Origin of the sequence: Paenibacillus sp. Soil766 (genome assembly GCF_001428105.1) — a bacterium.
Lineage (GTDB): Bacteria > Bacillota > Bacilli > Paenibacillales > NBRC-103111 > Paenibacillus_E.
On record NZ_LMSJ01000004.1, the window covers coordinates 35,886 to 52,373 of the forward strand.

Sequence of the window (16,488 nt, forward strand, 5' to 3'; positions counted from 1 at the left end):
CACAGCCTCCAAACGCACCTTATTCATGCCAACATCAGACAAGCTACTTTGAACTCATGCTCCCACCAACACAGTGTTCCCAAAGTATGCTATTATCGTCAACGGCCAACTAGCTGCCACCCCAACACAGCTTTCCAAATCACCTCTATAGGTGTCCATTGCCTCTAGAGGGATATCGGTCAGATCGGCATAATCCCCACCGAGAGGGGGAATTCAACGCTTTCCACATCTCGATCAACCAACCTCCTTGGTTAACCTGAACATTCTCCATTTCATTATGTGGATATTATTCATGGTCGCTGTGTTTACCATCCTCTATAATCAAAAATGAGAATGATCATCAACTAATTTTCGTAATTGCTCCATAACCAGACGAGATCCAGCCTGATCATTGCCCTGAAACAAGAAAAGAAGAGAGGAAACCTAATGACACGATTACCCGATCCATCCATTGAGACCCCTACACCTTCGAGTGAAGTTGTCCGTCAGTCTTTTACATTACCGAACACAGAACAATATCTTCTTCATAGCGCTACAAGAGAGCAGCCCTATCAAATTTACGTATTCAAGCCTTCGCAAGAAGCACCGCTAGAAGGATTCCCAGTCATCTATTTGCTGGATGCGAATGCGATTTTTGCCACGATGGTTGAAGCGCTGCGTGTACAATCACGAATCCCTGAGAAGACAGGTGTCTATCCAGCAGTCGTGGTAGGAATTGGTTATCCGACGGAGGAGCCGTTCGATTCCTCGCGATTTTATGATTTTACGATGCCAACACCCCAAGAAGTGCTGGATGCTTTACCTGTACGGAACAAAGATGCTGCCCGGCCACAGCTAGGAGGCGCAGATGCATTCCGAGCCTTTATTGAGCAGGAACTCAAACCGCGCATCGAACGCGATTATCCAATTAATACGAAGCAGCAAGCAATTTTTGGTCATTCATTGGGTGGGCTTTTCGTGCTGCAAACGCTGTTCACACAGCCTCAAACGTACCAGACCTACATAGCTGGCAGCCCATCAATTCACTGGAATAAGGTTATTCTGAAAGAACAGGAAGATCAATACACGGCTAATCTCGGCTTCACACAGTCGAACCATAAGCTGCTCATCACCACTGGAGAACTGGAGCAGGGGCACCCAAGTAACATGAATGAGAATGCAAGAGAACTGTATGAGCGCCTCGCGCTTTTACCAAGAGAGAAGCTCCATGCGGACTTTTACGAGTTTGAAGGGGAAGGGCATGTTTCAGTACTTCCTGGGTTGGTCAGTCGTGCTGTTCGCTTTATGCGAAGGGCTTAAGTTAAGGCAAGCATAGCAATGCGGCCCCATCTCGGATCCTGTCCTTCATGCTATGGCAGGAAATATTTCTATTTTCGAAAAAAGCCCGATATCTAGCGCTTAGGCGTGAAGAGATACCGGGCTTTTCAGCTTAAAAATTTCAAAGTTTAGCAGTACCTGTATAACGATCATCTCGTTTTATAATCGCGCATAAATTGATAATGGGAATCATTATCACTAATAAATGTTAAATCAAGGGAAAATAATTGTCAACTACCAATTTTTTCAGGGAGCTGTGTAGGGGGAGGACATTTGGATTGCATCGGGCATGATGGGGGAGTGTTTCACTATTCTAAAAGGTTACGGAAGCTCGAAAAATGAAGGTCACTCCCCGTATGACTGCACACTTTGTTCGGTCATAGGTCAATAAAAAAGAAAAAATATAGGGTTGCATTGATAATGATTATCATTTACAATGGCGATGTAAGTTGTGTAAATTATTACCAACCTCTTCAACAGAATTGAGCAAGTCATTTCATGATCATTTTCCCAAAGGAGGAACAGTCCATTTATGAAGGGCAATGCGATATATCTTGAAAGTCAGAGGAGGAGGGAATCTAATGCACGAACATATCCTCGCAAAATCCCGATTGCAATTACAGAGGCCAGAGGTATTCAGGTAAAAGATGCAGATGGCCGAACCTATTACGATTGTCTGGCAGGAGCAGGAACACTTGCCTTAGGCCACAATCATCCGGTCGTAATCGAGGCGATGAAAGCCGTGTTAACGACAGGTTTGCCGTTGCACACGCTGGATCTGACTACGCCGGTTAAAGAGAATTTTGTAGATGAGCTCTTTGATATACTGCCAGTTGAATTTGCCCAGAATGCCCGTATTCAATTTTGTGGACCCACAGGAGCAGATGCCGTGGAAGCAGCGATGAAGCTGGTTAAGACGGCAACGGGAAGAAGCGGGATGATGTCTTTCCATGGGGGATATCACGGGATGACCAGCGGTGCGCTTAGCTTGACAGGTAACCTGGGTCCGAAACGCCATGTGGGCGGATTGTTGCCAGGTACGCAATTTTTGCCATATCCGTATGATTATCGCTGTCCATTTGGTATTGGAGGAGAGCAAGGCCACCAAATTGGCAGCCGCTATATTGAACACTTGTTAGACGATCCAGAAAGTGGCGTGCTGTCACCTGCAGGCATGATTATGGAGTTAGTGCAGGGTGAGGGCGGTGTGATTCCAGCACCTCATGCATGGGCCAGAGAAATTCGTAGAATGACGAAAGAACGGGAGATTCCTTTAATCATTGACGAAGTACAGTCAGGAATCGGCCGAACTGGCCGGATGTTTGCGTTCGAACATGCGGGCATTATTCCTGATGTGATCGTGATCTCCAAAGCTATAGGTGGAGGTCTGCCGTTGTCGGTCATCGTGTATCGCGAAGAACTGGACAAATGGGAGCCTGGGGCACATGCAGGTACATTCCGTGGCAATCAGTTAGCCATGGCTGCTGGTGCGGCAACGCTGCGGATCATTCGGGAAGAACGGCTGGTTGAACATGCGGCAGTCGTTGGTGAACGGCTCTGCAAGCATTTAGAGCAAACTAGATCGGCTGTGAGATGTATCGGTCAAGTCAGAGGAAGAGGGTTAATGGTCGGTGCTGAGATTGTGGACACCGAACGAGAAGCTGACCGAATCGGCAGCTATCCAGCTAATCCAGAGTTGGCTCGTGAAATTCAACAGCAATGTCTGCGGCGTGGACTCATCCTAGAACTTGGAGGACGTCATGGAAGCGTTGTTCGTTTCCTGCCGCCACTTAATGTAACAGAACAAGAGATTGACCGGATTGCCGAAATTTTCCACGAGGCCGTTATGGCAGCAGAACGTCAGTCGCTAAGTCTTCAGGGGGTACTTGGGTGAACAGGGAATTCGCATCCGACTTTTTAAACATAACGGTGGAGAGTCAAACTCTCTTTCGTAAGCATATGCACGCAACGGTTGAGGTGCTCATTCGCGATTTCGCAGCATCGGAGAAGCCTTACAGCGGGGCTGCGCCACAGGATTTGGCAGCGGCCTTTCGCAATCGTCAGGTGTGTCCCGAGCAGGGCGTTAGCATGGAGGAACTGCTTTATTTCATTGGCACTACCGTGGTGAAACACGCAGCAGTTGTGAATCACCCTGCGTGTGTGGCACACCTTCATTGCCCGCCGCTTCAAGCATCACTAATGGCGGAGACACTGCTGGCAACACTGAATCAATCTATGGATTCTTGGGATCAGAGTATGTCGGCAACCATGCTGGAAGAAGAAATGATTGGTTGGTTATGTGAGCTGTTCGGCTATAACAAGGGCGTTGGCGATGGGGTATTCACCAGCGGGGGAACGCAGTCTAACTTCATGGGCCTACTGCTAGCTAGGGATCATTATGCCTATACGAAATGGAACTGGAATGTGCAACAGTGGGGCTTACCTCCACAGGGTGACCGCCTGCGAATTCTATGTTCGGAAGCGGCCCATTTTACAGTCAAGCAATCGGCGGCTCTGTTAGGTTTGGGACAACATGCGGTCATTACGATCCCTGTAGATTCGCTCGGGCAAATGCAATCTCATGTTCTTGAACATACAATCAATCGTTTGCTTCAAGATGAATTGCTTCCGTTTGCATTAGTGGCTACAGCCGGCACAACGGACTTCGGCAGCATCGATCCACTGCCTGAGCTTGCAGTACTTGCACATAAACACAGTATTTGGTTTCACATCGATGCAGCCTATGGTGGTGCGCTTGCTTTAAGCGATAAACACGCCAACTTGCTAGAGGGAATTGCCTTAGCAGACTCGATTACCGTTGATTTCCATAAAATGTTTTATCAGCCGATCAGCTGCGGAGCATTCTTATTGCGGGATTCGGCGAACTATCGCTATTTACAGCTGAACGCCGACTATTTAAATCCGCAAGAAGACGATCAGGCAGGGGTGCCTAATCTTGTGGGCAAGTCCATTCAGACAACGCGGAGGTTTGATGCTCTGAAGCTGTACATGTCACTGCAGCACCTGGGTCGTAAAAGGTTCGCGGCAATGATAGATTACACGATGCAGCTCGCACGCCACACTGCGGAACAAATACGGCAAGTGAAAGCACTCGAACTGTTGGCGGAACCGACTTTAAATGCTGTCGTTTTCCGTTACATACCCACAACCGAGTTGGCGAGTACTGAGGTGGATGCGTTAAATCATCGTATTCGAGATCGTCTCCTTGAGCGTGGTATTGCCGTTATTGCTCGAACGAAAGCGAAGGAAAAAGCATGTTTGAAGTTTACGCTGCTTAATCCGTTAACCACACCGCAGGATACTGCTGATATTTTGACTCATGTCGTACGCATGGGTATGGAATTAGAACAACAATATGTGATTGAGCAGCATGCTCTGAGGGGAGTTTAATCATGATCCAGGATGGATTACTGGAAAACATACAAACTTTTGAGGAAAAGGGGGGAGACTCGTATCGGACGGCAGCTAGAGCTACGCTGCAAAGCTTACTGAACAGCTTTCTTAGGGAAACTGGATTAGGAGATTGGCGTGAAGTTGATGGTACGTGGGTGCTGGAAGTGCCTTTGGTCAGCCAAGGAGGCTGTATCAAGGTCTCAGTGAAACATAAATCTCTGACAGGAAGACATTTGTTTCAGTTCCCCCTGGACTGGAAGGAAAGCGCGGGGAGTGAAGGAGCTGGGGAAGATGAGCTGGTATTAGCCCGGCGGCTAGTTCTGGAATTAGGTCATTTCGTCAAGGTGGGATCGCCGGATCGTACAGAGGATTTGTTGCAGCAAATCGAAGAAAGCTGTGCCAGCATCGAGCAGTTTGTCGCTGCCCGTGACGGAGATCGCGACCAGTTATATGGCTTTGACGGGGACTTCATCACAGCTGAGCAATCCTTGTTGTTCGGGCACTTGCTCCATCCTACACCGAAATGTCGGGACGGGGTTCCAGCCAGCATGCAAGGGGTATTTTCCCCTGAGTTGAAAGGGCAGTTCCAGCTGCATTATTTCCGTGCACATCGCAGCATTGTACGTGAGGATTCTGCGCTTGAGATAACGGCAACGGAATGGATTAAATCGGATCTCCGTCGCGCCGATGATCAGGCAGCCTACACGGAGAGCGATGAATATACGTTGATTCCACTGCATCCTTTGCAGGCGAACGAAGTATTAGCCAAACCAGCCGTTCAGAAGCTTCTCGAAGAGGGCTTGCTTCAAGATCTAGGTCCAATAGGGCGTTATTACTCGGCAACGTCATCGTTCCGCACGATGTATCATCCGGAGTCGCCATTTATGCCAAAAGGGTCCGTACCTGTGCGAATAACCAATTCGGTACGTGTGAATCTATTCAAAGAATTGGAACGTGGCGTTGAGGTGTCCCGGATGCTGCAAACCAAAGTCGGCGAGGTATCAGAGCGATATCCAGCGTTTGCTATTGTGAAGGATCCTGCCTATGTTTCGATTGGTTTGGATGGGCAGGAAGAGTCTGGATTCGAAGTCGTCCTGCGCGACAATCCGTTTCAGGGGAAACAGGCTCGGCAAGTTTCATTAGTTGCTTCACTCGTGCAGGATCCGCTGCCTGGTTCTGAGTCGCGCCTAAGCACAATCATTCACCGATTGGCTAGGCAGGAGGGCCGCTCAACGGAAGCGGTAAGTCTGGATTGGTTCCGCTTATACTTGAACATTTCGCTGAAGCCAATGATCTGGCTGTATGTCACACATGGCATTGCGCTGGAAGCTCATCAGCAGAACAGTGTTGTCCAGCTGAACAACGGGTACCCACACCGTTATTATTATCGGGACAATCAGGGTTATTATTTCTGCAATTCCATGAAGGAACACTTGAATAAGGAGTTGCCCGGCATTGGAGATAGGAGCCATACGTTTTGCGATGATGCGATTGCTGATGAACGTTTCCGCTATTATGTCATTTTTAATCATTTATTCGGCTTAATTAACGGTTTCGGTACAGCTGGGCTTGCTGATGAACGTGAGCTGCTGCGTGAGTTGCGTTCCGTGCTGGTTGAATTCCTTCCGTTGAATAGGGAGCCTTCTATTTTCCTCCAAAGCTTGTTAACGGAAGCTAAGATCCCATGCAAAGCAAACCTGCTTACTCGACTTTACGATATGGATGAATTAGTCGGTTCTCTCGAAAACCAGTCGGTCTATGTTCTCGTGGACAATCCGCTGGTTCTGGAGGTGTATTGAAAGTGTCGGGGAGTATGAATCGCAATTTGAAGCAAATTTTTGAGGATCCTTCTCTGGTAGCCTATGAGGATCCCACGATTGGCAGGACGATTTCGTTTCGTCCGGTTGATCTGGAACGCGATTTGGTGATGCTGCATAGTTGGCAGCAGGAGCCGCATGTCGTTCCCTTCTGGCAACTGAACATTTCACTGGATGCCTATCGGAGCCACTTGGAGCGTTTCTTGGCCGATCCGCATCAGACGCTTTGCATCGGTGAGCTGGATGGGGAGCCGATGAGCTATTTTGAATCCTATTGGGTGGAATCTGATGTCATTGAACCCTATTATGATTCAGCGCAGGATGATCAAGGCGTACATCTGCTGATTGGTCCGCCAAGCTATCTCGGCCGGGGTTATGCATTACTCCTGTTGAAAGCACTCGTACGTGTGCAGTTTATGCATCCAGGTACTAAGCGAGTCGTGGCCGAGCCCGATATTCGCAATGCGAAGATGCATCATATTTTCGAAAAATGCGGCTTCCGTTTCCAGCAGGAAGTGCAGCTTCCAGATAAGAAGGCTGCGTTGATGTTATGTGACCGAGAAGCTTTTGAAGTGATAACGTTGCAACCGTTACATACGCGAAATGTTGATTGTCAACATAGATAGAGAAACGAGGGAGATTCCTATTGGTTAGGCAAGTTGTTCCGAATCATTCAGATGAATGGGATGTGCTGGGCGTCGGAGTCGGTCCTTTCAATCTCGGTCTTGCTGCGCTGCTTACGCGCGTACCCGAGTTGAAGGCCCAATTCTTGGAACGGAAGCCACAGTTCGAGTGGCATCCGGGTATGTTGATTGAGGGGACGACACTGCAAGTCCCTTTCTTCGCGGATTTGGTGACGATGGCCGATCCGACACATCCGCTTAGCTTTCTAAATTATTTGCATGAGCATGGCAGATTGTATCACTTTTACTTTCTAGAGAAGTTTCAAATACCGCGCAGGGAATATAACCATTACTGTAAATGGGCGGCTGAACGATTAGCCTCCTGCCGTTTCGGCTACGAAGTGAGCGGAATTCGTCTAGAAGAAGGGGATTCCAGTTCCCATTTTGTTGTGGAGGCGAAAGAGCTTCAGACCACGCAAACAAAGACCTATGTTGCCCGTAACTTGGTACTAGGTGTTGGGAGCAGACCACATATTCCGAAACGGTTTCAACACGTAAGCGGATCGAATGTTTTTCACTCAGCCGACTATTTAACGAATCGGGAACGTTGCCTGAAAGCACGGTCGATCACGGTCGTGGGTTCGGGACAAAGTGCAGCGGAAGTCGTGCTGGATTTGCTAAGAGCGCAGAGTGAAAATGGGTATCGGTTGGATTGGTTTACACGTTCATCGGGCTTCTTCCCGATGGAGTATTCCAAGCTCGGACTCGAGCATTTTTCCCCTGAATATACGAAGTACTTCTACGACCTTGCACCCGAGAACAAGGATAGCATCCGAGCAGGGCAGGGCTTGCTGTACAAAGGGATTAGCGCGAACACCATCGCAGATATATACGATACGCTGTACGAGGCTGGAATCGGTGGGGGGGAAGGGCCAGGTGTTAGACTCTTGTCCCTAACTGAAGTGGAGCAGTTGCTTCCGACTTCAGACCGAGGAAACGATGGCTACCAATTACATTGCCGACAATTGCAGCAGGATGCTACTTTCGAACATACGAGCGAGATTGTCATTCTGGCGACAGGTTATGAACATGCCGAACCAGCTTGCTTACGTCCGTTAGAGCCATATATTTGTCGAGATGCGAAAGGACGTTTGGATATCGCTGAGAATTACTCGCTGAAGCTGCAAACCAACGGGGATAATCAGATCTTTATTCAAAATGGGGAATTGCATACGCATGGTGTGGGTGCACCTGATCTTGGGCTGGGCGCTCATCGGAATAGCGTAATTATTAAGCATTTGGCAGGACGTGAGGTATATCCGCTCAGAAATCGAAATGTGTTTCAACAGTTCGGAGTTAACCGATGAAGACGCTGAAACCTCAAGCGCTGAGTCGTAGAACGCGAACAGGCATGCAGGCCGCACTTCTTGGCTGCATGTTTCTAGGACTGTTTACAGAAGTGCTGCTGTCACCTTATTATCCCCAGTTTTTCCATCAGGTTTTCGGAATTGAGGACTACAGTTACACAGGTTTATATTTGTTTGTCTGCCGATTAACGGTCGTGCTCTGCTCTCCATTATGGGGGTGGCTGACCCGCAAATGGGAAGCTAAGCGGCTGCTGCTCATCGGTCAGGCAGGGACTGCCTTATCGACGGCGCTGCTGGCGCAGGCGGATAGTGCGACAGAATTCCTGATTCTGACGATCTGTTTGCTCATTTTTAAAAGCAGCTATATGTTGATTTACCCCATTATTATGGAACTTAGTGATAACGGAGCTCAAGCGGGATCTGCGGCAAAGTTTCATGCGGTTCATCATACAGCGGTTCTAATCGCTGCGTTGGCGGGGGCTCATATGCTTCAGATGGAACATCCATTAACGTTGTTCTATGGGGCAGCAGCTGCCGATGTCATTCAATTGTGCGTATGCGTTGTGGTTCTTTGGGGATGGAACAGCGCTTCTAAGAAGGAAGAGCGACGTGAATCTAGAGGTTCAAAGGGGCTGTTAAGCAACTTGCTCCATGATAGAACGATTGTGATGCTTGGCTTGTTGTTTCTTACACTCACGATTTCGAATCAAGTGGTCAGACCCTTTTTTACCCCCTATGTCGAAAAGGACTTTGGCTTATCCATAGAACTAGCGGGTATGTTGTTTCTTCTGCCCCACGTCTGTGCGTTAATCCTTCTGCCGTTTCTTCGCAGTTTAGCCAAGCCAGGCAGGCTGCCTATCGCGTATATGGTTGGCGTTGGAGCCATGGCTATCGGCTTGGTCACGCAAGGGATGACGGAAAGTATAGGTGGATTGATCGCAGGACGTATACTGTACGGAATGTTTCTAGCCATTACGATGGCAGTTCTCGATGTTATTTTGTTTGGGCGGCAACAAGGAGCTTCAGCAGCAATAGCGTTTAGTGTCATGGTGTCCTTTCAGACAGCGGGAGAGTTATTATCTCCGCTGCTATCATCATTTTTGTCGATCCAAGTTGGATTGAATTCACCGTTGCTGGCAGCCGCCTTGCTGTGCCTTGTGAATGGCATGCTGTTTAAATGGTCCAATATTTATAGCTCACCGAAGGAGGCAACCACATGGCAAGTACATGGCAGCAAGACCTCATAGCGCTTGAAGCGCTGAAATCCGAGAGCTGCGTACAAGTGCGTAGAAGAATTTTCCGACAATTAGTTGAATCGGTCATTTATGAAGGTATCGTCTTGCCGCTAACGGAACCAGCTGGAGATGCTCTGCGATTCAGTCTGCAGGGTCAGGATGCCGAAGGTCTGAAGGTGACACATTGGTGCCTAGGACAGCGCAAACTTACATTTGGTCGTATTCGATTACAAGAAGACGTTCCGCTGATTCGGCTTGGAAGCGATGGTGAGGCCGAAGCGGTATCCCTTCGACTATTTATTCAGGAAGTGCTGAATGTGCCGGGAACAGATGTGAACAAGCTAGGTTCGTTCACAGAGGAGCTGGAGCACACGCTCCTCAAAGATTCGATGGCACAGTATGTTCGGATGCTGGGAGATACGGATTTGCATCAACTGAGCGGCGAAGAGTTGGAATCGGCTGTGATGGACGGACATCGTTATCACCCCAGCTATAAGTCTCGGATCGGGTTTGACTACGGGGATCATCTTACGTATGGTCCTGAATTTGCCCAAGATGTGCAGCCTTTATGGCTGGCTGTAAGTAAAGTGGAGAGCCGGATTGCTGTGCTGCCTCATCTTACATTTGATGGCATGTTGCGTGAAGAGTTGGGAAATGATGTGGTAGATTCTTTTCGTGCATGCTTACAAAGCGAAGGTTTGGACCCAGAGGCTTACACGTTCGTGCCCGTACATCCCTGGCAGTGGCGCCGGATTATCGCACCTGCGTATGCAGAGGAGTTTAACAAGAAGCGCATGATGCTGCTATGGCCTTCTAAAGATGTATATCGCGCTCAGCAGTCTATTCGAACACTATCTAACCGCACATCGCCACAGAAAACATATGTCAAACTTTCCATGAATTTATTGAACACATCGAGTTCCCGTCAATTGCTTCCGCACTATACGGTAACGGCGCCAGTTTTATCGGCTTGGCTGCAAACTCTCGTGGATGAAGATCCTTATTTAAAGGATGAAGCCAAGCTTATTTTACTTCGTGAAATCGCGGCCCTCTCGTATGATCCACAAGGGAGTACGCCATCCCCTTTGTACGCAGCAGTGGGCTGCATTTGGCGAGAGAGCTTGCAAGGTTATTTACGAACCGGAGAGGAAACAGTCCCTTTCTATGCGCTTTGCACGTTGGAAAGGGATGGGACTCCCTTCATTGAGCCTTGGCTGCAAACTTATGGGATCGAGGTATGGTTGAACCGACTTCTTGAGCGGTGTGTGCTGCCTGTTCTCCATTTGGCTGCTGTTCATGGCGTGGCTACAGAATCACACGCGCAAAATATGGTGATGATCCATCGTGATGGCTTGCCTGAGCGATTGGCATTAAAAGATTTCCACGAGGATGTCCTGTATAATCGCTCCTTCCTGAGCAGACCAGATTTGTGTCCGGACTTAACACAAGTACACGAACGCTACATGCTGAAAGAGGAACGGGCCAACTTCGAAGTGGAGGATGTAGCACCGTTGCGTTATTTGACACTAGGTGCGTTATTCTTTGTTAATCTTGGGGAGCTGGCGATGATGCTGCACGATCGTTACGGTTTTGAAGAAGGGCAGTTCTGGCAAATGACAGCTGCCTGCATTCATCGCCATATCGAACGAGATTCGCACCTCCAGGAGCGCTTTGACACGTTGGACTTATTTGCTCCGACAACGCGTGTCGAGCAGTTGACGCATAAGCGGCTTGCCTTGCAAACCAAAGGGTTGTCGCATGAAGTACCCAATCCACTGTCGGCCTTCCTTTATTCTTCGTACCGTACAAACAGAGAGGAGATTCGTCTTTGAATAAGAAATTGTTTGCATATAATCAAACGTATTTCGGCCAGGATGATCTAGAAGCTCGCTGGAAAGCATGGGGGCTTTTGCCGCACACGCGGGAAGCATGGAAATCGGGTAGAAGGATTGCCGTATGCATCGCGAATGCTGCAGAGCTGATTCCGCTAGTGCTTTATCTGAAGGAACTCAGGGTATCCGCACTGCTGCTTCACGGAGAGACACCGCTCGAAACGGCGAAGTTGCTCGGCAAGGAAGCAGGCTGCATTGGACTTGTGTACCAGTCTGTGGAGGACGGATTCCTGCCTATTGCTGGAAGTGAAACAAATATCATCTCCTCGCAGGAGCCTTCTATCTGTATGTTCAGTTCAGGTACGACAGGCAAGCCGAAGCTGATAAGCAGAACCTGGTCGGCTATTGAGGCTGAAATTACCGCATATAATGTAGAAATTAGTTTGGACACCTCGATTACACCGATTGTGATTTCCCCCGTGAGTCATTCTTACGGTCTTATTAGCGGTGTGCTCTCCGCCATAGCGAGACACGTTGTACCTCACGTTGCTTCATATACCAACCCTAAGCTGACACTCGCCATTCTACGGGATACACCGAAACATATTGTTTATGGCGTCCCTATGACGCTGCATGTTCTGACCTCGTTTCCTTCGGATGTACGTTTCTATCAGTTCATGAGTTCTGGTGCGCCGATGCCGCAAGGATTAATTGATAAGCTAGCCCCCATGGCGGCGGATCGTTTGCTCCAGCAGTATGGCTGCTCGGAAGCGGGATGTATTAGTATAAACCGTTCCCTTCGGAACAGTGCCGATATTGGCAAGCTGCTAGGGCACATTCAGTTGGTGGGAGCAGGGGCATCATCTGATGAGCCACGGGAGTTAATCATTACCGTGCAGAATCAGGTGATCCATACGGGCGATCTTGCTTATCAAGATCAAGGGGCTTTACATCTTTTAGCCAGAGCGGACGATGTCATCAATGTATCGGGCCTAAAAGTATACCCCCTTGAAGTGGAAAATGTGATTTCCCAATTGCCTGGTATTCACGAATGTGTCGTCTACCGTGGTAGTCACCCCGTGATGGGAGAGATCGCTTGTTGCATGGTCGTGGCAGATCCTGAGATCATGTCGGAGACCATTCGTGAGTGGTGTATGCAGAAATTGCCTCCTTATAAAGTGCCATCCAAAGTAGCCTGTGTGACGAAACTTCCACGAACCGCTACAGGGAAAATTAGTCGTAAATTGCTGGAGGAGGCCGAATTAAGCTAATGACAAGAGAACAACGCATGGATAAGCTACGCGTCATTATGGCAACGAAGTTGCTGCTGACACAGCTGCCTATTCTAGAAGAATCACACAGACTGAACGAGGACCTTCGAATTGATTCGGTCATGATGATGCAGTTGCTGGTCTGGATTGAGGTTGAATTTGGCCTAGGCATTCCAGAGGAAGAAGTCGATCCGAGAGTGTTTCACACAGTAGGAACGCTGCTAGATTTCATGGATAGGTTGACTCCTGTAGGCATAACCGAGGAACTAAGGGAGTGAAGGAAGGAGGCACGGCCATGTTCGGTTGGAAAGACCAACGCATCAAAGTTCATTGTGTGCTCAGCTGCATGTGCGAAGTGGTCAAAAGACATAGCAACGTCGATTATCGCCCTTTTTATTTCAACGTGTGGGAAGAGCAGTTCGGGTGGCATGCATCGGGCTTATCCTATTATTCAGACTCGTTTCAGCCTACTCGATTAATGGAGTGGAACGAACGTTTGTTTGGTATTCGAAGTGTGCAATGGCATGATCCTCATCAAGATCCGGCAACGAATGCGGCCAAACTGGTGGAGCTAGTTGAGCAAGCACCTCGTCATCGACACGTCGTGGTTCAGATCGATATGTCCCTTATGCCAGAACGGGAAAATAAGTTTAATTTGAATCCATTCCCTCATTATGTGATCGTTTCCGCCACTGATCGTGAAGATGAATGGTTCATGCTGGATGCAGACATGAAATGGGAGGGGACTGTTAGCCGCGAGCAGTTGCTCCTAGCCTTTGTTCACAATGCGTACCCTGACGGGTTTTATATGGATGCCACGACCATTCAAGCGCCGACGCCGGAGAATATTATCGCGTACTTCTATGATGCATTTCATCTTGATAAAAATGAACTGGTAACTGGACTTCGGACACTTGTCGCTAGGTTAACGGAAGATCCGGCCAAGATTGCTTCTCTAGGGGATGCATTGAAGCATCTCTATGTCATTGTGATTCGCAAATATGGGTATGACTATGCGCTGATGTTTTTCCACGATGAACTACAACTACCTAGGGATAATTATGAGTATTGGGCCCAGCAAATTCGTGATTTGGTTCAAGCCTTTAATACGCTGCAATTCCAAGCCGTTAAGATGTCGTTGACCGGAAGTACGGGGCAGCTTACCTCCATTCTGGAGACATTGGATAAGGCAGAAGCCATTGAACGAGGCATTAAGTCTGAATTGAAACGTGAGCTTACTTTATGGTCCGCGGCTCAGTATGCAAATGTGAAAGGGGGGACTTTTTAATGTCAGAATTGTCTAGACTACGATGCTCGCTCTGCACCATTACCTTTCGCCACACGTTAATTTCATTCGAGGAGCTGGTCCAATTCGCCAAAGCTCAAGGCTTCGACGGGCTAGAGGTATGGGGAGCTCACGCCCGTCACTTGTATAAGGAACGGGAAGGTTTGGAGAAAGCACTCCTTGAAGGGGCTGGTTTGACGGTTTCAATGATCAGCGACTATTTGGATGTGGGCACTCAGGTTAATTTCGTAGAAACGATTGCTAAGTGCAAAGAATTGCTTGTTGTCGCGGATTGGCTTGGAACAAGCAAAATTCGTACGTTTGCGGGCATGCGCGGAAGCAGAGAGGTGGACACGGCTGAGTTCGAAGAAACGGTCCGTCAATTACGAATTCTTGGCGATCTGTGTATGAATCAAGGCATGGAATTGCTTGTGGAAACACACCCTGGAACACTGGCCGATCATATGGAGGCTGCTTATAAGCTAATGATGGAGGTTAACCATGAAGCAGTCAGGTTGAACTTGGACTTTCTGCACATGTGGGAAGCGGGTGACGATCCCTTAGAAAGTTACGAGTTGTTGGCGCCTTGGGTAGCCTATTTCCATTTGAAAAATGTGACTTCCTTGTCCCACTGCAGCGTGTTTCAACCTCATCAAGTATATGCAGCGAACGGCAGCCGGAAAGGTATGGTATCATTGGAAAATGGGGCGGTAAATTATCGTCCGATTATTGATCGAATAAGTCAAAGCGGTAAATTCGCTTCTCTGGAATGGTTTGGCGCAGATCCTATGCGCGTACTGAAAGAGGAGATCGGCTGGCTGCATCACAGACTGAATCGATTGCACTCGGTGTTAGACTAAGTCGGTAAAGCATACATTTGGAGGATGACTGGACATGAGCAGCGACATGGTAACTTCGCTTAAACACTATCATTTACTACTCGATTCCTCAGAGAGCACAGAGCTTATCAGGGAATATAGGCTGGACGACGAGAAAGGGATCGCAGAGCTGCTTGAACAGTTCGCTCAGCAAATTGGTGCCCCTAATCGTAAAGTAGCGAGTTCTTTGTTCGTTAAGCGGTACAGTCATTTCATTACCGGTGCATGGGACGCTTGGGTACGCTATGGACGATGTTTGAATGTATCTCCCCATAATGTTGTGATTTCTCTTAAAAACAAGCATCTGTACTACCGTCTGCTGTTTCCATACTCCCTGGAGAATTGGGCGGGAAGTGGCCCTTATGCTGTGGAAAGAGAGAACTATGCCCGCCACCTATTTACGGATCATGCCGTTCCCTTTTTGAAGCAAATCGTGGACTGGAGCGGGATCGATGTCAAAACATTGTGGGCAACGATTTCTTATAATTTAGTGTATTATCGAGATGAATGGCGCGCAGAAGCTGAAACATCCTCGGAGAAAGCGTATATTGAGGACAACTTTCGCTATTTACTAGCTGAGGCGGATACTCTCCAGGTGTTCGGATCCAGGGAGAACCCGTTAACGGGTGAATTCCGCTGTGTAGATATACCAGGAGCCGACGAGGACAAGATTATGATCCGCTCGAAATGCTGTCTGCATTTCCGCATGCCGGGTGAAGATAATTATTGCTACACATGCCCTACGATCAAAGAGGATCGTAGAATAGATAAGTATTTTGCGCATATGGCGCACCATCACTAATACAAAGGCACCCTAGCCAAATATGTGGAAAGGGTTCCACGCGTTTAGCTCGTGCTCAAGCCAAAAGCTCCCTATTCCTGCAAAAGTGCAGGAATTAGGGAGCTTTTTTATAATAATAGGAAGTATAACATTCAAAGAGCAGTGCCCGGCCGYCAGCRGCACGCTAGCGCACAAAAATTGTGCGCAAGAGCGGTGCCCGGCCGCCAGCAGCACGCTAGCGCACAAAAATTGTGCGCAAGAGCGGTGCCCGGCCGYCAGCRGCACGCTAGCGCACATAAATTGTGCGCAAGAGCGGTGCCNCGCCAGCAGCACGCTAGCGCACAAAAATTGTGCGCAAGAGCGGTGCCCGGCCGTCAGCGGCACGCTAGCGCACATAAATTGTGCGCAAGAGCGGTGCCTGGCCGTCAGCGGCACGCTAGCGCACGTAAATTGTGCGCAAGAGCGGTGCCTGGCCGTCAGCGGCACGCTAGCGCACATAAATTGTGCGCAAGAGCRGTGCCYGGCCGTCAGCGGCACGCTAGCGCACAAAAATTGTGCGCAAGAGCRGTGCCCGGCCGTCAGCGGCACRCTAGCGCACAAAAATTGTGCGCAAGAGCAGTGCCCGGCCGTCAGCGGCACGCTAGCGCACAAAAATTGTGCGCAAGAGC

Annotated in this window: 13 protein-coding genes; all 13 read left to right on the forward strand. The window is 48.8% G+C overall.

What is annotated here, in order from left to right; translation table 11 throughout:
* Nucleotides 1-426: 426 nt before the first annotated feature.
* The 13 genes from ASG89_RS04060 to ASG89_RS04120 all read left to right on the forward strand — a co-directional run bounded on the left by ASG89_RS04060 (nt 427) and on the right by ASG89_RS04120 (nt 15,841).
* The gene (locus ASG89_RS04060) at nt 427-1,299 is read left to right on the forward strand and encodes an alpha/beta hydrolase (RefSeq protein WP_082592715.1); all 873 of its coding nucleotides are present in this window, start codon (nt 427-429) and stop codon (nt 1,297-1,299) included.
* Nucleotides 1,300-1,849: 550 nt separating this feature from the next.
* Complete coding sequence (locus tag ASG89_RS04065) at nt 1,850-3,211, forward strand: aspartate aminotransferase family protein (protein WP_057309021.1); 1,362 nt, start codon at nt 1,850-1,852, stop codon at nt 3,209-3,211.
* On the forward strand, nt 3,208-4,728 hold the full coding sequence (locus tag ASG89_RS04070) for a pyridoxal phosphate-dependent decarboxylase family protein (protein WP_057309022.1): 1,521 nt from the start codon (nt 3,208-3,210) through the stop codon (nt 4,726-4,728). The genes ASG89_RS04065 and ASG89_RS04070 overlap by 4 nt, the downstream gene beginning before the upstream one ends.
* Nucleotides 4,729-4,730: 2 nt before the next feature.
* Nucleotides 4,731-6,530: an IucA/IucC family protein gene (locus ASG89_RS04075; protein ID WP_057309023.1), complete on the forward strand. Its 1,800-nt coding sequence runs from the start codon at nt 4,731-4,733 to the stop codon at nt 6,528-6,530.
* Nucleotides 6,531-6,607: 77 nt separating this feature from the next.
* Nucleotides 6,608-7,174: a GNAT family N-acetyltransferase gene (locus ASG89_RS04080; RefSeq protein ID WP_235549600.1), complete on the forward strand. Its 567-nt coding sequence runs from the start codon at nt 6,608-6,610 to the stop codon at nt 7,172-7,174.
* A 20-nt stretch (nt 7,175-7,194) separates the two neighbouring features.
* The gene (locus tag ASG89_RS04085) at nt 7,195-8,538 is read left to right on the forward strand and encodes a lysine N(6)-hydroxylase/L-ornithine N(5)-oxygenase family protein (protein WP_057309024.1); all 1,344 of its coding nucleotides are present in this window, start codon (nt 7,195-7,197) and stop codon (nt 8,536-8,538) included.
* Nucleotides 8,535-9,785, forward strand: coding sequence for an MFS transporter (locus ASG89_RS04090; protein ID WP_082592716.1), 1,251 nt, complete (start codon nt 8,535-8,537; stop codon nt 9,783-9,785). Before ASG89_RS04085 ends, ASG89_RS04090 begins: the two co-directional genes overlap by 4 nt.
* The gene (locus ASG89_RS04095) at nt 9,755-11,605 is read left to right on the forward strand and encodes an IucA/IucC family protein (protein WP_057309025.1); all 1,851 of its coding nucleotides are present in this window, start codon (nt 9,755-9,757) and stop codon (nt 11,603-11,605) included. The genes ASG89_RS04090 and ASG89_RS04095 overlap by 31 nt, the downstream gene beginning before the upstream one ends.
* Nucleotides 11,602-12,876: an AMP-binding enzyme gene (locus ASG89_RS04100; protein ID WP_057309026.1), complete on the forward strand. Its 1,275-nt coding sequence runs from the start codon at nt 11,602-11,604 to the stop codon at nt 12,874-12,876. Before ASG89_RS04095 ends, ASG89_RS04100 begins: the two co-directional genes overlap by 4 nt.
* On the forward strand, nt 12,876-13,154 hold the full coding sequence (asbD, locus tag ASG89_RS04105; protein ID WP_057309027.1) for a petrobactin biosynthesis protein AsbD: 279 nt from the start codon (nt 12,876-12,878) through the stop codon (nt 13,152-13,154). Before ASG89_RS04100 ends, asbD begins: the two co-directional genes overlap by 1 nt.
* A gap of 17 nt (nt 13,155-13,171) precedes the next feature.
* Entirely contained in the window at nt 13,172-14,164 is a 993-nt protein-coding gene (locus ASG89_RS04110) for a DUF6005 family protein (RefSeq protein WP_057309028.1), read from the forward strand.
* Nucleotides 14,164-15,021, forward strand: a complete 858-nt coding sequence (locus tag ASG89_RS04115) for a sugar phosphate isomerase/epimerase family protein (RefSeq protein ID WP_057309029.1) — start codon at nt 14,164-14,166, stop codon at nt 15,019-15,021. Before ASG89_RS04110 ends, ASG89_RS04115 begins: the two co-directional genes overlap by 1 nt.
* A 34-nt stretch (nt 15,022-15,055) precedes the next feature.
* Nucleotides 15,056-15,841: an IucA/IucC family C-terminal-domain containing protein gene (locus ASG89_RS04120; RefSeq protein WP_057309030.1), complete on the forward strand. Its 786-nt coding sequence runs from the start codon at nt 15,056-15,058 to the stop codon at nt 15,839-15,841.
* Nucleotides 15,842-16,488: the final 647 nt, after the last annotated feature.